At 63.0% G+C, this 17,051-nt stretch carries 18 protein-coding genes; 7 read left to right on the plus strand and 11 right to left on the minus strand.

All coding sequences use genetic code 11. From position 1 onward, the window contains the following. The first annotated feature begins 42 nt into the window (after positions 1 to 42). Together P8T11_RS23270 and fusA are read left to right on the plus strand one after the other, a co-directional pair. Positions 43 to 507 carry a universal stress protein gene (locus tag P8T11_RS23270; RefSeq protein ID WP_050449174.1) on the plus strand — a complete coding sequence of 155 codons (465 nt, stop codon included), beginning with the start codon at positions 43 to 45 and terminating at the stop codon, positions 505 to 507. A 324-nt stretch (positions 508 to 831) separates the two neighbouring features. Continuing rightward, on the plus strand, positions 832 to 2,943 hold the full coding sequence (gene fusA / locus P8T11_RS23275; RefSeq protein ID WP_268079810.1) for an elongation factor G: 2,112 nt from the start codon (positions 832 to 834) through the stop codon (positions 2,941 to 2,943). 27 nt (positions 2,944 to 2,970) lie between these two features. Here the strand turns inward: fusA and P8T11_RS23280 are convergent, their stop codons facing one another. Further along, on the minus strand, positions 2,971 to 3,780 hold the full coding sequence (locus P8T11_RS23280) for an alpha/beta fold hydrolase (RefSeq protein WP_268079809.1): 810 nt from the start codon (positions 3,778 to 3,780) through the stop codon (positions 2,971 to 2,973). 158 nt (positions 3,781 to 3,938) lie between these two features. Between P8T11_RS23280 and P8T11_RS23285 the strand changes: the two genes are divergently transcribed. Further along, entirely contained in the window at positions 3,939 to 4,436 is a 498-nt protein-coding gene (locus P8T11_RS23285; protein WP_268079808.1) for a YbaK/EbsC family protein, read from the plus strand. 41 nt (positions 4,437 to 4,477) lie between these two features. Here P8T11_RS23285 and P8T11_RS23290 read toward each other — a convergent pair whose 3' ends face one another. The 10 genes from P8T11_RS23290 to P8T11_RS23335 all read right to left on the minus strand — a co-directional run bounded on the left by P8T11_RS23290 (position 4,478) and on the right by P8T11_RS23335 (position 13,520). Beyond that, positions 4,478 to 5,275 (minus strand): ABC transporter ATP-binding protein, encoded by a 798-nt coding sequence (locus P8T11_RS23290; protein WP_268079807.1) that lies wholly within the window; start codon positions 5,273 to 5,275, stop codon positions 4,478 to 4,480. Beyond that, positions 5,272 to 6,315, minus strand: a complete 1,044-nt coding sequence (locus P8T11_RS23295) for a FecCD family ABC transporter permease (protein ID WP_268079806.1) — start codon at positions 6,313 to 6,315, stop codon at positions 5,272 to 5,274. The genes P8T11_RS23290 and P8T11_RS23295 overlap by 4 nt, the downstream gene beginning before the upstream one ends. Continuing rightward, positions 6,315 to 7,001, minus strand: a complete 687-nt coding sequence (gene ybgF / locus P8T11_RS23300) for a tol-pal system protein YbgF (RefSeq protein ID WP_268079805.1) — start codon at positions 6,999 to 7,001, stop codon at positions 6,315 to 6,317. The genes P8T11_RS23295 and ybgF overlap by 1 nt, the downstream gene beginning before the upstream one ends. A gap of 85 nt (positions 7,002 to 7,086) precedes the next feature. Continuing rightward, positions 7,087 to 7,590: a peptidoglycan-associated lipoprotein Pal gene (gene pal / locus P8T11_RS23305; RefSeq protein WP_268079804.1), complete on the minus strand. Its 504-nt coding sequence runs from the start codon at positions 7,588 to 7,590 to the stop codon at positions 7,087 to 7,089. 31 nt (positions 7,591 to 7,621) lie between these two features. After that, complete coding sequence (gene tolB, locus P8T11_RS23310) at positions 7,622 to 8,941, minus strand: Tol-Pal system beta propeller repeat protein TolB (RefSeq protein ID WP_268082288.1); 1,320 nt, start codon at positions 8,939 to 8,941, stop codon at positions 7,622 to 7,624. A 16-nt stretch (positions 8,942 to 8,957) separates the two neighbouring features. Further along, positions 8,958 to 10,124, minus strand: coding sequence for a cell envelope integrity protein TolA (gene tolA, locus P8T11_RS23315; protein ID WP_268079803.1), 1,167 nt, complete (start codon positions 10,122 to 10,124; stop codon positions 8,958 to 8,960). 39 nt (positions 10,125 to 10,163) lie between these two features. Beyond that, on the minus strand, positions 10,164 to 10,625 hold the full coding sequence (locus P8T11_RS23320) for an ExbD/TolR family protein (RefSeq protein WP_268079802.1): 462 nt from the start codon (positions 10,623 to 10,625) through the stop codon (positions 10,164 to 10,166). Next, complete coding sequence (gene tolQ / locus P8T11_RS23325) at positions 10,625 to 11,305, minus strand: protein TolQ (protein ID WP_268079801.1); 681 nt, start codon at positions 11,303 to 11,305, stop codon at positions 10,625 to 10,627. The genes P8T11_RS23320 and tolQ overlap by 1 nt, the downstream gene beginning before the upstream one ends. Before the next feature lie 2 nt (positions 11,306 to 11,307). Beyond that, entirely contained in the window at positions 11,308 to 11,730 is a 423-nt protein-coding gene (gene ybgC / locus P8T11_RS23330; RefSeq protein WP_268079800.1) for a tol-pal system-associated acyl-CoA thioesterase, read from the minus strand. A 59-nt stretch (positions 11,731 to 11,789) separates the two neighbouring features. Then, complete coding sequence (locus P8T11_RS23335) at positions 11,790 to 13,520, minus strand: proline--tRNA ligase (protein WP_268079799.1); 1,731 nt, start codon at positions 13,518 to 13,520, stop codon at positions 11,790 to 11,792. A 65-nt stretch (positions 13,521 to 13,585) separates the two neighbouring features. On the opposite strand from P8T11_RS23335, the gene P8T11_RS23340 reads away from it, so the two are divergent. The 4 genes from P8T11_RS23340 to P8T11_RS23355 all read left to right on the plus strand — a co-directional run bounded on the left by P8T11_RS23340 (position 13,586) and on the right by P8T11_RS23355 (position 17,050). Then, positions 13,586 to 14,158 carry an RNA pyrophosphohydrolase gene (locus tag P8T11_RS23340; RefSeq protein ID WP_006217428.1) on the plus strand — a complete coding sequence of 191 codons (573 nt, stop codon included), beginning with the start codon at positions 13,586 to 13,588 and terminating at the stop codon, positions 14,156 to 14,158. Then, complete coding sequence (locus P8T11_RS23345; protein ID WP_100853137.1) at positions 14,139 to 14,828, plus strand: response regulator; 690 nt, start codon at positions 14,139 to 14,141, stop codon at positions 14,826 to 14,828. The genes P8T11_RS23340 and P8T11_RS23345 overlap by 20 nt, the downstream gene beginning before the upstream one ends. Then, positions 14,825 to 16,357: a sensor histidine kinase gene (locus tag P8T11_RS23350; protein WP_268079798.1), complete on the plus strand. Its 1,533-nt coding sequence runs from the start codon at positions 14,825 to 14,827 to the stop codon at positions 16,355 to 16,357. The genes P8T11_RS23345 and P8T11_RS23350 overlap by 4 nt, the downstream gene beginning before the upstream one ends. A 264-nt stretch (positions 16,358 to 16,621) precedes the next feature. Beyond that, on the plus strand, positions 16,622 to 17,050 hold the full coding sequence (locus tag P8T11_RS23355; protein WP_268082287.1) for a tripartite tricarboxylate transporter TctB family protein: 429 nt from the start codon (positions 16,622 to 16,624) through the stop codon (positions 17,048 to 17,050). The last annotated feature ends 1 nt before the right edge of the window (position 17,051 follow it).

Here is a 17,051-nt window from a genome sequence, read left to right on the forward strand (position 1 = left end):
TTCCGGTAGCATAAAGATTCCTCTCAAACAGGAGCAGGCAAGATGTTCAAGAAGATCCTGATTCCCACCGACGGCTCGCCGCTGTCGGCCCAAGCCGCCAACGCGGGCATTTCCTTCGCGCGCTCGGTCGGCGCGGAAGTCGTCGCGCTGTACGTCACCCAGCCGTTTGCAGCCACCATCGGTTTTGACGGCATGGCCGCCGCCTACGCCATCACCGACGAAGACTACGAAAAGGCATCGGCCGAGCAAGCCGACAAGTATCTGAAACAGATCACCGACCGCGCCGATACCGCCGGGGTCAAGTCCGAATCGCGCGCCGTGTCCAACTTCAACGTTGCGGACGGCATCGTGCAAGCCGCCTCTGACGTGGGCTGCGACCTGATCTTCATCGGCAGCCACGGCCGCAGCGGCCTGTCGCGCCTGCTGTTGGGCAGCGTCACCGCCAAGGTGCTGTCGCTGGCAACCACCGCCGTGCTGGTGTATCGCGTGAAAGAAGACAAGAAGTAAGGCGAGCAGCAAGGCCGGGCGTGTGCGCCTGGTCTATCGCCGCACGCCTCGCGTGCCGTGCACAGCCCCTCTTCTCAAGAGGGGCTTTTTTGTGGGCGTCGCGCGCCGTTGCGGCGCCGCGGGGCGGCAGTAAAGCCGCGATGTCGGGTTTCCTTGTCGGCCGTAGTGGCAAAGCTTGAAAGTTGGCGCGCGGCGCGTAATATTCACGCATCAGCGCGGGCGCGGTTACGCATCACCCCACACGAAACGCGGCATGGCGCCCGCCGCGGCAGCGCCCGGTCGGGCCTGCCGTACTGCCTAGTGGTTTATTGCAAGGAAGAGGCCATGACTCGCAAGACGCGCATCGAGCTTTACCGCAACATCGGCATCAGCGCCCATATTGACGCGGGCAAAACGACGACCACCGAGCGCATCCTCTTCTATACCGGTATCACCCACAAAATCGGCGAAGTCCATGACGGCGCCGCCGTGATGGACTGGATGGAACAAGAGCAGGAGCGCGGCATCACCATCACGTCTGCCGCCACCACCGCCTTCTGGAAGGGGATGGCGGGCAATTATCCCGAACACCGCATCAACATCATCGACACGCCGGGCCACGTTGACTTCACCATTGAAGTTGAGCGGTCCATGCGCGTGCTGGATGGCGCCGTCATGGTCTATGACGCGGTGGGCGGCGTGCAGCCGCAGTCCGAAACCGTCTGGCGCCAGGCCAACAAATACAAGGTGCCGCGCTTGGCATTCGTGAACAAGATGGATCGCGTGGGCGCCGATTTCCTGCGCGTGCAGCGCCAGATCGCCGAACGCCTGAAAGGCGACGCCGTGCCGATCCAACTGCCCGTGGGCGCCGAAGACCACTTCGAAGGCGTGATCGACCTGGTCAAGATGAAGGCCATCATCTGGGACGACGCCAGCCAGGGCGTGAAATTCCAGTACGTGGACATTCCCGCAGCCATGCAGGACGAGGCCCAGAAGTGGCACGACAAGATGGTCGAAAAAGCCGCCGAAGCCAATGAAACCTTGCTTGAAAAGTACCTGTCGGGCGACACCCTGACGGAAGACGAGATCAAGCAGGGCCTGCGCGCGCGCACGATCGCCAACGAGATCGTGCCCATGCTGTGCGGCAGCGCCTTCAAGAACAAGGGCGTGCAAGCCATGCTGGACGCCGTCATCGACTACATGCCGTCGCCGTTGGACGTGCCCGCCATCAAGGGCCACGACGAGCGCGACGGCGAGATCGAACGCCATTCCGCCGACAACGAACCGTTCTCGGCCCTGGCGTTCAAGATCATGACGGACCCCTTCGTCGGGCAACTGGTGTTCTTCCGCGTGTATTCAGGCGTGGTGAAATCCGGCGACTCTGTCTACAACCCCATCAAGGGCAAGAAGGAGCGGCTGGGCCGCATCCTGCAGATGCACGCCAACGAACGGCGCGAAATCACCGAGGTGTACGCGGGCGATATTGCCGCGGCCGTGGGTATCAAGGACGTCACCACCGGCGACACGCTCTCCGATCCTGGCCACATCATCATCCTGGAACGCATGGTCTTTCCCGAGCCCGTCATTTCCCAGGCGGTGGAACCCAAGACCAAGGCCGACCAGGAAAAGATGGGCATCGCCTTGAACCGGCTGGCGCAGGAAGACCCGTCGTTCCGCGTGCGCACCGACGAGGAATCCGGCCAGACCATTATTTCGGGCATGGGTGAGCTGCATCTGGAAATTCTGGTCGACCGCATGAAGCGCGAGTTCAACGTCGAGGCCACCGTCGGCAAGCCGCAGGTGGCTTACCGCGAAACCATTCGCAAGGCCTGCAACGAAGTCGAAGGCAAGTTCGTCAAGCAGTCGGGTGGACGTGGCCAGTACGGCCATGTGGTGTTGAAGCTTGAGCCGCAGGAACCCGGCAAGGGCTACGAGTTTGTCGACGCCATCAAGGGCGGCGTGGTGCCGCGCGAATTCATTCCGGCGGTCGACAAGGGCATCCGCGAGTCCCTGAACGCTGGGGTATTGGCGGGCTACCCGGTTGTGGATGTGAAGGCGACGCTGTTCTTCGGCTCGTACCACGACGTGGACTCCAACGAAAACGCCTTCAAGATGGCGGGCTCGATGGCTTTCAAGGAAGGCATGCGCCGCGCGGACCCGGTCTTGCTTGAGCCGATGATGCAGGTCGAGGTGGAAACGCCGGAAGACTTCACGGGTAACGTGATGGGCGACCTGTCTTCGCGGCGCGGCATGGTGCAGGGCATGGAAGACATAGCGGGTGGCGGCGGCAAGGTCGTGCGCGCAGAGGTGCCGCTGGCCGAGATGTTCGGCTATTCGACGTCGTTGCGCTCGCTGACGCAGGGCCGCGCCACGTACACGATGGAGTTCAAGCACTACGCCGAAGCGCCGCGCCAGGTGGCGCAGGAGATCATCGCGGCCCAAGGCTCGGGGCGCTGAGCACGTACGCAACGCAGCGCTTGAGCCTTAGCCGCCGATAAATTCCTGGATCGCGCCATTGAAGGCGCGCGGGTTGCCCAGGTTCATGCCATGGGACGAACCCACGACGGTCACGCGCTGCGCATGCGGCAGCCATTGCGACAAGGCGTCCAGCACGGCGGGATAGGGGGCGGGGCTCAGTGCCCCGCCGATCAACAGCGTGGGCAGCTTCAACGTGCGGATCTGTTGCGGGGTCAGCGCTTCGGGGTGTTCGTCGGCTTGGCCGAAGAGCGTGCCCACGTTGTCGCGCACCATTTCCTTGAACCAGGGCACCATGCGCTGCCAGGTGTCAGGCCCGGTCACGGTGTCGACGAACAGCGCCAGGCCTTGCTCGACCTCGCCCTGGCGGATCAGCGCCAATGCCCGCTGGCGGAATCCCCCGCGCGCGTCGCCGCCGCCAGGCAGTGGCAGGCCAGGGTCGGCCAAAGTCAGGCTGCGCACGGCATCAGGCTGGCTCAGCGCTGCTTCAAGCACCACGCGGCCGCCACGGGAATGGCCCACCAGATGGGCGGGGCCGCGCGCCACGGTATCGATGAATTCCAATACGTCGGCGGCGTGCTGCTCAATGGAAAACCCTTCGCCTTCGCCGTCCCAGGTCTCTGGCCAATACCGGCGCAGGCATACGGCCAGCACCCGGAATGATTTGCCCAGTGGCGCCATCTGCGACTTCCAGTAGCGGCAGTCGGACAGTGACCCGTGCACCAGCACCAGCGGCACGCCGCTGCCGTATTCGGTGTAGGACATGGCGTAGCCGCCAATCAGGGCGGTTTGCAGGGGCAGGACGGGTTCGGAACGCATGGGAGAAGAAAGCGGAAAGGCCAGGCTCGCATTCTAGCCCGGCACTGGCGGCGCCCCATCTGTTCAAGCGCTCCGGGGCGGCGCTGATAAACTCTTCGTCGGCTTTCCGAACGCAGCGTCTGCATCGCTGCCGTGTTGTCTTCATGGAGTCTGTCACGATGTCCCCTGAGTCCCTTGCCCTGTTGCCCGAATCCGCCCAACGCGTCGCCCGCCTGTTGTTGGAAATTGGGCATGACAAGCCGGTCGTGGTCCTGCCGCAAACCGGCAAGACCTCAGCGGAGGCGGCTGCGGGCCTGGGCTGCGAAGTGGCGCAGATTGCCAAGTCGATCATTTTCCGGCGTGCGTCCGATGACGCGCCGGTGCTGGTGATTGCCAGCGGCGCCAATCGCGTGGACGAGGCCAAGGTGGCCGAGCAGGTGGGGGCGCTTGCCAAGGCTGACGCCAAGTTCGTGCGCGACATGACAGGCTACGCCATCGGCGGCGTCTGCCCGATCGGTCATGCCGTCAAACCGGTCATGTTGCTGGATGCGGATCTCTTCAACTACGACAGCCTGTGGGCCGCCGCCGGGCATCCGCACGCGGTGTTCAACCTGACGCCGAGGCAGCTTGCCGACATGACCGGTGCGCCGGTGGTGGACGTGGCCCAGCGCGGTTGACGACGCACATGTGGGCCAAGCACATCGGCCCAGCGTCCATGTCAGCGCGGGTGTTCGTCCAGCCCGTCGATCAGCACCTGCCGCAGTCCGCGCGAACACGCTTCCACGCGGCCCTGCACGCCATACACCGCGGCCAGTGAATCCGGCGTGATCACCTCGGCCGGCGTGCCTTGCGCGTGTAGCCGACCGTGTTGAATCATCACCGCCCGGTCTGCGTGTTGCAGCGCGACGTTCAGGTCATGCAGCACGATAACGCTGATCAGCCCATGTTCCTGCGTTTCCTGCTTCAGCAGGCGCATCACGTGAAACTGGTAATTCAAGTCCAGCGCAGACAAGGGTTCGTCCAGCAGCAGCACGCGGGGTTGCCGGATCAGTGCTTGCGCCAGCCCCACCAACTGCTTCTGGCCCCCGGAGAGCGCATCCAGGTAGTGCAGCGCAAGATGCGCAATGCCCAACCGCTCCAGCAGACGGTCGATGTCCGTCAATGCCAAAGCTGGCGTCGCGGCGTGCCGGCTGGCGTTGGCAGCGACCAGCACGGATTCAAACACTCGCAAATGCACGGCGGCGGGCAGGCTCTGCGGCAGGTAGACCAGATGCCGGGCGCGTTCTCCCACCCCCAGCCGGCTTAGATCCTGGCCGTCCAGCAAGACACTGCCGCTGCGGGTGCGCACCAGTCCCGCCAAGGCTTTCAGCAAGGTCGATTTACCGCTGCCGTTAGGCCCGAGCAGGGCGGTGACCTCGCCCGCGGCCAGTGATGGGATCGACAGCGCATGCAGCACATCGTCGCGGGCATAGCCCGCACTCAGTTGATGCACATTCAAGGCCGCACCGCGTGTCATGGTAGTTGGCGGCGCAAGATCACCGCGATAAAAAATGGAATGCCGACCAGCGCCGTGACGATGCCCACGGGCACGACCACGCCGGGCACCAGATTCTTGGACACGACCGACGCCAGCGACAGAATCAGGCCGCCCACCAATGCACTGCCGGGTAGATAAAAGCGATGATCTTCGCCGAATAGCCGTCGCGCGATATGCGGCGCCACCAGGCCGATGAAGCCGATAGTGCCGACAAACGCCACGGCCAAGGCCGACAACAGGCTTACGCGCGCCAGTGCCGCCACGCGCACGCGGCGCACGTCAACGCCGAAACTGGCGGCCCGGTCTTCGCCCAGACGCAGCGCGGTCAGCTTCCATGACTGACGCATGGCCAGCGGCAGGGCAATGGCCACGGACAGGGCCACCACCCCCGCGCTTGTCCAATTCGAGCGGGACAGGCTGCCCATGGTCCAGAAAACCAGGCTTTGCAGCGCCTCGGCGCTGGCCAGAAACTGCACCAGCGACACCAGGGAATTGAACGAGAACACCATCGCGATGCCGAACAACACGACGCCCGAGGTATTCATGCCGCGCCATCGTGCAACCACGTCCAGCAACAGCGCGGCCAGCATCGCAAACAGGAAAGCATTGCCCGCGATCAACCAGGCGTCGGGAATGCCCGGTACGCCCAGTTGCAGAACGATCGCCAGCGACGCGCCAAACGCGGCGGCCGATGACACGCCCAGCGTGAAGGGGCTGGCCAGGGGGTTGTTCAAGATGGTCTGCATCTCGGCGCCAGCCAGTCCCAGGGCCATGCCGACCAGCGCCGCCATCAATGCGGTCGGCAAACGGATGTCCCAGACAATCACACGATACGTGGCGTCGGCAGAGGCGGGCGTGGTCAAGGTGTGCCATAGATCCCGCCAGGGCAGGCCGGATGGCCCGATGGTGAAGTCGACCAGCAGCGCCATGAAAATCGCCGCCAGCAGCAGGGCGACAAGCCCTGCGCGGCGGCGCACGATGTGCCGGTAGGCGCTGACCGCGCTTGCGGCGTTCGGCATTACTGCAGCAGTTGCAGGCGGCTCTTGGCCGTGCTGGCGGCCTGGGCATTCGGGTAGTCGCGGACGATGCGTTGCAGGGTAGCCTTGGCGCCCGCGCGATTATTCAATTCGATCTGACCGCCCGCAATAATCAGCAAGGCGTCCGGCGCGCGCGCGTTGTCGGGCGACTTCTGGACCATGGTGGTCAGTTGCTCGATGGCGCCCTTGAAGTCTTTCATGCCGTAGCGGCTGCTGCCCAGATAGAACTGGGCGCTGGGCGCAAGCTGGCTGTTCGGGTAGAGCGCGGTAAAGGCGGCCAGCGACTCGGCGGCGTCCTTGTACTGGCCTTTGCGGAACAGGTCCATCGCGCCGTCATAGGCTGCCTGCTCTTGCGGGTCGCCAGCGGATGCACCTGGCGGGTTCGTGCTGCTGGGGGCGCCGGGCCGGGCGCTGGGCTGCTGGCGGGACACCAATTCCAGTTGGTCGCGCAGTTGGGCAATTTCCTGTTGCAGGGCTTGAATCTGGTCGGCCAATTGCAACTTGGCGCGTTGGCTTTGCTCGTTCTGCTGCTGAACCTGCTGGCGCAAATCCAGGATGGCCTTGCGGGCCTCATCGTCGGAAAAAGCGTGAGCGGGCGCTGCCAGAGCCGTAAGCACAAGGCCGGTGGCCACAATCAGAGGACGCAGGGACAGAACGTTATCGCGCATAAATATTCCCGGTATAAAAACAAACGTCGGGACGGCCGGCTGACCGTCCCGACGCGTGGTAGGGCTCTTGGACTAAGCGAAAATCTTAACGCAGATATTCGATATCGGCGCGGCGGTTTTCAGCAAAGTCGGCTTCCGACGTACCCGTCGACTTCGGCTTTTCTTTGCCGAAGCTGATGGTTTCGATCTGGTTGTCGCTGACGCCCAGCAGGGTCATCATGCGACGCACGGAGTCTGCACGACGCTGGCCCAGGGCCAGGTTGTACTCGGCACCGCCGCGTTCGTCGGTGTTGCCTTCGATCTTGACCTTCTGCTGCTGGTGCGAAGCCAGGTAGCGGGCGTGGGTTTCGACCAAGCCGCGGTACTGGTCCGACACGGTGTAGCTGTCGAAATCAAAGTACACCGAGCGCTGCTGCGCCAGGATGCTTTGGGGGTTAAAGGGATCAAGGATTTGGCCAGAGGCCGAAGAAGATCCTTGGCCAGCGCCTCCGCCCTGACCCGCTTTATCGTCGAGAGGGACGGAGCTGCAAGCCGCCAGAGTGGCGGCCAGAGCGGCAATGGTCAGGCTTTTGGCAATGCGCGACTTCATGATAGTTCCTTTGCAAAGAGAGTCACACGTGTTATCGGGTAAATGGGCCCCAAGTCGGTTCACGTATTTCCCCGTTCAGTACCGAAAGCGTCTGTCGTACGCGGCCATCGCTCGAAACACCCGCAAGTACGCTACGACCATTTTGAATGGCGGCGTATAGGACTTGCATGCCATTCGGCGCGAAACTTGGCGACTGATCGTCACGACCATCAGTGATCAAGGTTTCGGAGCCTGTGGACAGGTTCAACGACGCGATTCGAAACGCGCCGTCGCGTCTCGCAACGTACAGCAGCGTCGATCCATCGGGGGAAATTCGGGGTGAGATGTTGTAACCACCATTAAACGTGAGGCGGCGTGCTTCGCCACCTGTCGAGCCGGTCTGATAGATCTGCGGCCCGCCGCTGCGGTCACTCGTAAAGATAATGGAAGCCCCGTCCGGCGTAAAGGTCGGTTCGGTGTCGATCCCGGGAGAACGCGTAATTCGCGTGGGATTGGACCCGTCCGTTGAGCCAACGACGTAAATTTGCGACAGCCCGTCCCGGGTCAAGGCCACGGCAAGCTTGGAACCGTCGGGCGACCAGCCCGGTGCGCTGTTGTTACCCTTGAAGTTCGCAACCGGAACACGCGCGCTGGTGGCAAGCGTATGCACATACACGACGGGCTTGCCGGACTCGAAACTCACATAGGCAAGCTTGGCGCCATCGGGCGACCAGGACGGCGAGATGATGGGCTCGCGCGAGCGCAGGGCGACCTGAGGATTTTGCCCGTCGGCGTCGGCCACTTGCAGCTCGTAGGTGGCGCCCTTCTTCAGCACATAGGCGATGCGCGTCGAGAACACGCCACGAACGCCGGTGATCTTCTCGTAGATGCGGTCGGCGATCTGGTGCGCAACGCGGCGCAATTCCTGCTCGGTACCTGAGAACGCCACGCCGTCCAATTGCCCCTTCTTGACCGTGTCGGCCAAGCGGTATCGCACGTCGTAACGGCCATCGGCGCCGCGCGTGATGCTGCCATATGCCAGGAAGTCGGCGCCTTTGCCGCGCCAATCGTCGTGGGCAACCGGGGAGTCGACATTCAGGCCGGAGCCGGCGGCGTTGATCAGGCGGAACTGGCCCGTGCGAGTCAGGTCGGCGCGGATCACTTCAGCCAACGCGCGGCCGTGGGTATCGTCGACGGCAAAGTCGGCAATCGCCACCGGGTATTGCGTGGCGCCCGTGCCGGAAATATCGACGCGCAATTGCGCATGGGCGGGTTTGGCTGCCATCAGGCATAACGCGATCATCAGCAAACCGAGCCCATACGATCGCCAGAGAGCGAGGAGGGAACCTCGTCGGCTATAAGCGGGAGTCATATTCATCAATCTCCTGTCAATCATACATTTTGTGCACTACGTCAATGAACTTGTCGTAGCCGCCCGTCGAGGGCTTCGGGAAGGGGTTGCAACGGCGGATGCCCGTCTCGACCGCGCGGTCGAAAGCCGGATTCCCCGAAGATTGGGTCATGTTCACGCCGTTCACTTTCCCGTCAGTCCCTAACTGTACCCGGTATTGTGCGGTGGGATTCGCCGAGCCGCTGCGCGGCGGAGGCTGGTAAGCGACGCCCGGAAGAATGCATGCGCGGACCTTCGCGGCATAGCCGCTATCGCGGCCGCCGCCCGCTTGGTTGCGGTCCGCCGTGCCGCCCGGGATGCCGGCGGCGCCCAGGGCATCGTTGCGGAACGCCTCCTTCAGCGCCTTGTCCGCGGCAGCCTTCTTGGCGGCGGCGGCTTTCTCGGCGGCAGCCTTTTCAGCGGCGGCTTTTTCGGCCGCGGCTTTTGCTGCCGCAGCCTTGTCAGCCGCCGCTTTCTCGGCCGCGGCCTTTTCAGCCGCTGCCTTTTCAGCAGCAGCCTTCTTGGCGGCGTCGTCCTTGGCCTTCTTCTCCGCGGCGGCCTTCTCGGCAGCCGCCTTTTCGGCGGCAGCCTTTTCAGCCGCTGCCTTGTCAGCGGCGGCTTTTTCCGCAGCCGCTTTTTCAGCTGCGGCCTTCTCGGCAGCCTGGCGTTCCTGATCCAGGCGCTTCTTCTCTTTCAGTTCGGCTTGCTTGCGCTCTTCTTCCAGACGCGCCTTTTCCTTGGCCTCGGCGGCCTCACGTGCCTTTTCTTCCTCTTCGCGCTTTTTCTTTGCTTCCTGGATCGCGATTTCGGGGTCGACTTCCGGAGTTTTGGGCTGAACCTCGGGTTCGGGCGGCGGAGGAGGGGGAGGAGGGGGCGGCGGCTCGGGCGCCTTTTCAGGCTCAGGCTGCGGTTGCGCCTCGGGTTTGGGCTGCGGCTTGGGCTGTTCCGGTTGCGGCGTGGGCGGCGGGGCGTCTGGCGAATCGCCGTCGGCCCAGAGCTGGACTTGGACGGGGCCGGGGGCCTCCGTGCGCCAGTTCACGCCGAAGATCAAGGCGACCAGCAGCAGCAAATGCACCGCCACGGCCAGAATGAGCGCATTCCGGTTGTCGTTGTTAGGCGGGGTGGCCGGTGGGCCGCTGCGATGTCGAATAATGGGTGGCGTCATGGGCGTTGCATGCCGGCCAAGCCGGCGGAAGGCGGCGCGTTAGCGTTTAGGTGCGGATGCGGGCTGGGAAGTGCTGACGGCGGATTGGTCCACCAGCAGGCCCAGGCGGGTGATGCCGTTGGTGCGCAATTCGTCCATCACCTTCACGACCGTCTCGTACGGTACCTTGCCATCCGCCGCGATCACCACCGGCGTTTCAGCGGTAATACGCGAGCGTACCTGCGCCACGAGTTCGGGGCGCGCGATGTCCTGCATGGTGGCGCCGGGCTCGCGCATGCGCAGGGCGATCTTGCCGTCTTCCGAAATCTGGACTTCCAGCGGTTTCACGGGCACGTCCGAAGCAGCCCCGACCGAGGGCAGTTGGATCAGGCCGGGCGTGATCAGCGGAGCGGTCACCATGAAGATGACCAGCAGCACCAGCATCACGTCGATGTACGGCACCACGTTGATGTCGGCCTTCATGCGGCGGCCGGACCTGCCGCGTGAGCTTACCGAGGGCATTAGCGCACCTGCCGTTGCAGAATGTTCAGGAATTCATCGACGAAGCTGTCGAAACGGATCGAGATACGGTCGATATCATTCGTGAAGCGGTTGTAGGCAACCACGGCGGGAATGGCGGCAAACAGGCCGATGGCGGTTGCGATCAAGGCTTCCGCAATGCCGGGCGCCACCGAAGCCAGCGTGGCTTGCTGCATGTTCGACAGGCCGATGAAGGCGTGCATGATCCCCCAGACCGTACCCAAAAGGCCGATGTACGGTGACACGGAACCCGCCGACGCCAGGAAGTTCAGGTGCGACTCCAGCGAGTCCATTTCGCGCTGGTAGGCGGCACGCATGGCACGGCGCGGGCCGTCCAGCAGGGCGGTGGCGTCGCCGGCGGAATTGCCACGGCGCGCCTTCAGGAATTCGGTCATGCCGGCATCAAAGATGCGAGCCAGTGCACCTTGTTCGTCGCGGCGCGAAGCCACCGCTTGTTGCAGCATGGACAAGTCGCCGCCGGACCAGAAGTCATCTTCAAAACGGCGAGTTTGGGTGTGTGCGCGCTTGATGGCCAGGCGCTTGGCGAAAATGTAGGTCCAGGACATGATCGAAATGCCCAAAAGCAGCAACATGATCAGCTGGACGGGCACGCTGGCGTGCGAAATCAGCGAAAGCAACGACATGTCGTTGGTGACTTGCATGGTTATTCCTGAATGAATTCCAGTTTTGCGCGAACGTCGGCCGGCAACTCCGCCGGCCGCATATGAATGGCATCGACACAGCAAACTTGGATGTTGCCTTCGGCAAGCAGTTCCCCGTCGCGTTCCGCGCGCTGCGCGAAGTGTATCGAAGCGCGGCCGAGTTTGGTGATTCGGCTGCGTATGGTAAGCAAATCGTCCAGTTTGGCCGGTTTCCGGTAGGACATGTCCAAGGAGCGGACAACGAAAAGACGTTGTTCGCGGGCGGCCAGCCCGGACTGGTTGACTCCCAGGCCACGCAGCCACTCGGTGCGGGCGCGTTCCAGGAATTTTAAATAGTTGGCGTAGAAAACAACCCCGCCCGCATCCGTATCTTCGTAATAGACACGGACCTGCAGGAGGGATTCGGCGGACTTCGGATCGGTCACGGTACGGATAAGCAATGAAGCGGGTCGGGACGCGGTGAAGTCCGTATCTACTATAGGGTTTAAAGGGTGTCGAGTTTCGTCAGTACCGTTTCAAGCGCGGACTCTACCGGAATCTTGGCGGCTTCGGTTTCCCGACGAGCCTGCAATTCCACCACACCATCGTTCAGGCCGCGTTCTCCAACTGTTACACGCAGGGGCGCACCGATCAATTCCCACTCGGCGAACATGACGCCAGGGCGGGCATCGCGGTCGTCCAGAATGACGTCGACGCCCCGCGCCAACAAGGATTCATAGAGCTTCACGGCGGTGTCACGCACCGTTTCACTTTTGCCCCAGCCCACCGGGCAGATCACCACTTCGAAAGGCGCAATCGCGCGCGGCCAGATGATGCCGCGCGCATCGTGGTTCTGCTCAATGGCCGCGCCCACGATACGAGTCACGCCAATGCCATAGCAGCCCATCTCCAGAACGGCCGGCTTGCCGGTTTCGTCAAGGAAGGTGGCCTTCAAGGCTTCGGAGTATTTCTTGCCCAGATAAAAGACGTGTCCGACTTCGATGCCGCGCTGAATGGACAGCGTGCCCTTGCCGTCCGGCGACGGGTCGCCCGCGACAACGTTGCGCAGGTCGGCCACCAGCTCGGGTTCTGGCAAGTCTCGGCCCCAGTTCACGCCCTGGATGTGGAAGTCTTCCTTATTCGCGCCGCAGACGAAATCGGCCATGTGGGCGACGGTGCGGTCGGCAATCACGTGCACCGGCTTGGCCGTCTTGACGGGGCCCAGGTAGCCAGGCTTGCAGCCGAAGTACTCGACGATCTCGCTTTCCGTGGCGAAGCGGAAGCCCGCCAGGCCGGGCAGCTTGCCTGCCTTGATTTCGTTCAGTTCGTGATCGCCGCGCAGGAGCAACAACCAGATGTCGACCTTGCCCTTGTCGCCGTCGGTGGCAAGCACGATGGATTTGATCGTCTTTTCCAGCGGCAGGCCCAGCAGCTTGGCCACGTCTTCGCACTTGGCCGCGCCAGGGGTGGCGACGTCGGCCATGGCTTGGGTGGCGTCGCCGCGGGTCGGGTAAAGCGCCACGGCTTCGGCCAGCTCGATGTTGGCGGCGTAGTCGGTATCGGCGTTATAGACCAGCAGATCTTCACCGGTATCGGCGATAACCTGGAATTCGTGGCTGCGCGTGCCGCCAATGGAACCCGTGTCGGCCGCCACCGCGCGGAACTCCAGCCCTAGGCGGCCGAAGATACGCATGTACGCGGCGTACATGGTGTCGTAGCTCTTCAAGGCGCCCGCTTCGTCACGGTCGAAGGAATAGGCGTCCTTCATGGTGAATTCGCGGCCACGCATCAGGCCGAAGCGCGGACGACGTTCGTCGCGGAACTTGGTCTGGATGTGATAGAAATTCAGCGGCAGCTGGCGGTAGCTGTGGATTTCATTGCGCGCGATGTCGGTGATGACCTCTTCGGACGTCGGCTGCAGCACGAAGTCGCGCTGATGACGGTCTTTGATGCGTAGCAGTTCGGCGCCGTACTGCTCCCAGCGGCCCGATTCCTGCCAGAGCTCGGCGGGTTGCACCACCGGCATCAGCAGCTCGATGGCGCCCGACGCATTCATTTCTTCCCGGACGATGGCCTCGACCTTGCGGATGATCTTCAGCCCAAGGGGCATGTAGGTGTAGATGCCGCCCGCGAGCTTGCGGATCATTCCGGCCCGGGTCATCAGCTGATGGCTGGCGACTTCGGCTTCGGAAGGGGCTTCTTTGAGGGTGTTGATGTGGTAGTTGGATGCGCGCATGTTTAAAGGTGGCAGCAGATACGTATAATCGACTGTAATTGTATTGAATTCGGTGGGGGTGGCCCATGCTTGACCGCGAAGGCTACCGCCCCAATGTCGGCATCATTCTCGTCAACAGTCGAAACGAGGTCTTTTGGGGCAAGCGTATCAGGGAACATGCATGGCAGTTCCCACAGGGCGGCATCAAATATGGCGAAAGCCCGGTGCAGGCCATGTATCGCGAACTCCATGAAGAGGTGGGCTTGAAGCCCGAGCATGTCCGTATTTTGGGGCGTACACGCGATTGGTTACGTTATAACGTGCCCGATCACTTCGTCCGGCGTGAGTGGCGTGGCCACTATAAAGGACAAAAGCAGATTTGGTTCCTGTTGCGCCTGGTGGGACGCGACAGCGATGTTTGCCTGCGCGCGACGCAGCATCCGGAATTCGATGCCTGGCGTTGGAGCCAGTATTGGGTGCCCCTGGACGCGGTGATCGAGTTCAAGCGAGACGTCTACACCCAGGCGTTGAACGAGTTGTCGGCGATCCTCTTTCGGCGTCATCACGAAACCCGCTACCTGCGCCAGCGCGTGCATGGGCAGCGGGCAGCAGAGAATTTGCCCGAAGGAACGGACGGTCATGCGCATATTGTTGGTTGAAGACGAACGGGACATGGCGTCCTGGTTGATGCGCGCGTTGGCCCAAAGCGGATTCGTGCCGGATCACGCGGCCGACGCCCGCACGGCCGAAGCCTTCATGGCGGGCACCGAATACGACGCCATCGTCATGGACCTGCGATTGCCCGACAAGCACGGGCTGGTGGTGCTGCGCGAAATGCGCAACCGTGACGACCGTACGCCCGTTCTGTTGCTGACTGCCCAAGGCGCGCTGCAAGACCGGGTGCGCGGGCTGAACCTGGGCGCCGATGATTTCCTGACCAAACCCTTCGCCCTGGAAGAACTGGAAGCGCGGCTGACCGCCTTGGTGCGCCGCAGCCGTGGCCGTCAGCATCCGCGGCTGCAATGCGGCTCGCTTTCCTACGACAGCGAAAGCCGGGCATTCACGCTGGACGGTTCGCTGCTGTTCCTGACGCCGCGCGAACACGCCGCGCTGGCGGCGCTGCTGACCCGCAGCGGCTATCCCGTCGACAAATCCCAACTCTTCGGCAAGGTTTTCACCCACGATAGTGAAGCCAACCCCGACGCCATCGAGGTCGTGCTGCATCGACTGCGCAAGAAACTCGCCGGCAGCGACGTGCGCATCGTGACGGTGCGCGGTCTGGGTTACATGCTGGAAAGCGTGGCCAGCGAATCCACGGAAGCTGAGTGAGCCTGCGGATTCCCGGGCTGCCGCGCGTCGGCATCCGCGCGCTGCTCATCATCCTGTTGCTGCCCGGCGTGGTGACGCTGCTGGTCATCGACAGCCTGAACGACTACCGCACCCTGTCCGAGATCACCAACGAAGCTTACGACAGCGCGTTGGTGGAACCCGCCCGCGTGCTTGAAAGCAGCCTGGAATTCACGCCCGACGGCAATCTGCAGGTTGCTACGCCCCTGTACGCGCAGGTCATGCTGGAATCCAGGGCGGGCCTGCGGAAGTACTTCCGCATCGAACAGATTGACCCGCCCATCCCCGACGCTTCGACCGTACCTAAAGAGCAAGGCAAAACGCTTTTGGGCATGCCGGAGATGCCGCGCCCGCCCGCTTGGCCGCGATCAAATGGGCAGCCCGTTTTTTACGACGGTGTCTACCGCAATGATCCGGTGAGGGTCGTGGCCGTGGTGCGCGATCTTTACTACCAAGGCCTGCACCGCCAGGTGCTGGTCGTGGTGGCCGAAAGCACGGGCAAACGGATCGAAGCCGAAAACCATGCGCGACGCCAGGAAATCTTGCGCGATGCCCGCATGCTGGCATTGGTGGTGGTGCTGGTGTGGTGGGGCGTTTCCTGGGCGCTCAAGCCGTTGCGCCGGCTGCGCGCGGACATCCGCAACCGCCGTCCCGATGATCTGACGCCGCTGGATGCCTCGCGTGTACCCAGCGAGGTGGCGCCGCTGGTCGATGCCGTCAATCATCACATCGCCCGCTATCGCCGGGTGCTGGATGAACAGTCCCATTTTCTGGCCGACGCCTCGCATCAATTGCGCACGCCGCTGGCAATCATGCTGACCCAGGCGCAGTACGCCCTGCGCGAGCGCGACCCCGCGCGTACTCGCGAAGGCCTGCGCGCCATCGTCGACCAGTTGGGTCGCACCCGCCGTCTGACCGAACAATTGCTGTCTTTGGCGCACGCCAACCAGGCTGAGCCGCTGCCGCGGCAGTTGCTCGATATGAACGCGGTGTCGCGCGAGGTCGTGCTGCAATACCTGCCGCTGGCTCATGAAAAGCAGCAAGACCTGGGCTGGGTACAGGCGGGTTCCGAAGAAGGGCTGGAAACGTCCGCACCGGTGTCGGGCAACGAGGCCGAACTGCACGAAGCCTTGTCCAATCTGGTCCACAACGCCATCAACTACGCGCCAGTTGGCGCGCGCATTACGGTGTCGGTCAGCCGCCTGGAGAATCGCGCCGAGGTGTCTGTGTCGGATAACGGCCCGGGCCTGGATCCCGTGTTGCGCGGCAGGGCCTTCGCACGCTTCGAACGAGTCGGCACTGACAAGCCCGTGGTGTCTTCGGGTTCCGGGTTGGGCCTGGCGATCGCCCGGGCTTATGCCCGCCGCAATGACGGCGATATCGAATTGCGCGACGGTGAACCCAACGCGCAAGGCGGTATGGGCCTGGCGTCGGTGCTGTGGCTACCCTTGGCGCCCACGGTCTCGCAGTATCCGCGTCCGGTCGATGTTGACTTGAACGGCGAGCAATAGGCCGGCAGGCTTTCACAATTTTTCTCTTCTTCCCCGCTTCCTGGATCTTTTCCTGTCAGGGATAACCCCCGGATTCAGGAATGCGACAGCGCATAGAAAGCGGATTAGCAGCTTCCCTCCGTAACCTGCGCTCCGGTCCGTTGTTAAGGGCCGGGCGAGGCTCGTGTCGAGCGGCGCATCAAGGGCCAGCACGGTCCAGCACCCGGAAGGAGGAAGCAAGTGCAGAAAAATATAAACAGGAAGGACTACTACGGCGGTGCGCTGATGGTCCTGATCGGGTTGGGGGCGATATACGGCGGCACCAACTATCACATTGGCAGCTTGAGCCACATGGGACCTGGTTTTTTTCCGGCCGCACTTGGTGGCCTGCTTGCCTTGACGGGCGTGCTGATCGCGATGTCCGCGCGGTCGGGCGAGTCCACGCCGCCAGCCCCGGGTGACGGCCATGCACATGGTTTGCCCGACGTGCGCGGCAGCGTCTGCATCATTCTTGGCATCCTGGCGTTTCTGCTGCTGGGCGAGTATGGCGGTCTGCTGCCGGCCACGTTTGCCGTTGTCTTCATCTCGGCGTTGGGTGACCGCAAGAACACCATCAAGCAAGCCATCCTGCTGGCGATCGCGATGTCCGCGATCGCTGTCGTCGTGTTCTGGTGGGCGCTGCAATTGCAGATGCCGCTGTTTCGTTGGGGTTGAA

The sequence above is a fragment of the Achromobacter spanius genome, from assembly GCF_029637605.1.
In the GTDB taxonomy this organism is placed as follows: Bacteria; Pseudomonadota; Gammaproteobacteria; order Burkholderiales; family Burkholderiaceae_B; genus Achromobacter; species Achromobacter spanius_E.

What these genes read in the sequence shown, in the direction of transcription:
- P8T11_RS23290 (WP_268079807.1), bottom strand. Translation starts at nt 5,275, where the DNA reads ATGACACGCGGTGCGGCCTTGAATGTGCATCAACTGAGTGCGGGCTAT.
- tolQ (WP_268079801.1), bottom strand. Translation starts at nt 11,305, where the DNA reads ATGCAAGTCACCAACGACATGTCGTTGCTTTCGCTGATTTCGCACGCC.
- ybgF (WP_268079805.1), bottom strand. Translation starts at nt 7,001, where the DNA reads ATGCGCGATAACGTTCTGTCCCTGCGTCCTCTGATTGTGGCCACCGGC.
- tolB (WP_268082288.1), bottom strand. Translation starts at nt 8,941, where the DNA reads ATGACTCCCGCTTATAGCCGACGAGGTTCCCTCCTCGCTCTCTGGCGA.
- P8T11_RS23340 (WP_006217428.1), top strand. Translation starts at nt 13,586, where the DNA reads ATGCTTGACCGCGAAGGCTACCGCCCCAATGTCGGCATCATTCTCGTC.
- P8T11_RS23355 (WP_268082287.1), top strand. Translation starts at nt 16,622, where the DNA reads ATGGTCCTGATCGGGTTGGGGGCGATATACGGCGGCACCAACTATCAC.
- P8T11_RS23285 (WP_268079808.1), top strand. Translation starts at nt 3,939, where the DNA reads ATGTCCCCTGAGTCCCTTGCCCTGTTGCCCGAATCCGCCCAACGCGTC.
- pal (WP_268079804.1), bottom strand. Translation starts at nt 7,590, where the DNA reads ATGAAGTCGCGCATTGCCAAAAGCCTGACCATTGCCGCTCTGGCCGCC.
- tolA (WP_268079803.1), bottom strand. Translation starts at nt 10,124, where the DNA reads ATGACGCCACCCATTATTCGACATCGCAGCGGCCCACCGGCCACCCCG.
- fusA (WP_268079810.1), top strand. Translation starts at nt 832, where the DNA reads ATGACTCGCAAGACGCGCATCGAGCTTTACCGCAACATCGGCATCAGC.
- P8T11_RS23280 (WP_268079809.1), bottom strand. Translation starts at nt 3,780, where the DNA reads ATGCGTTCCGAACCCGTCCTGCCCCTGCAAACCGCCCTGATTGGCGGC.
- P8T11_RS23335 (WP_268079799.1), bottom strand. Translation starts at nt 13,520, where the DNA reads ATGCGCGCATCCAACTACCACATCAACACCCTCAAAGAAGCCCCTTCC.
- P8T11_RS23320 (WP_268079802.1), bottom strand. Translation starts at nt 10,625, where the DNA reads ATGCCCTCGGTAAGCTCACGCGGCAGGTCCGGCCGCCGCATGAAGGCC.
- P8T11_RS23270 (WP_050449174.1), top strand. Translation starts at nt 43, where the DNA reads ATGTTCAAGAAGATCCTGATTCCCACCGACGGCTCGCCGCTGTCGGCC.
- P8T11_RS23295 (WP_268079806.1), bottom strand. Translation starts at nt 6,315, where the DNA reads ATGCCGAACGCCGCAAGCGCGGTCAGCGCCTACCGGCACATCGTGCGC.
- P8T11_RS23345 (WP_100853137.1), top strand. Translation starts at nt 14,139, where the DNA reads ATGCGCATATTGTTGGTTGAAGACGAACGGGACATGGCGTCCTGGTTG.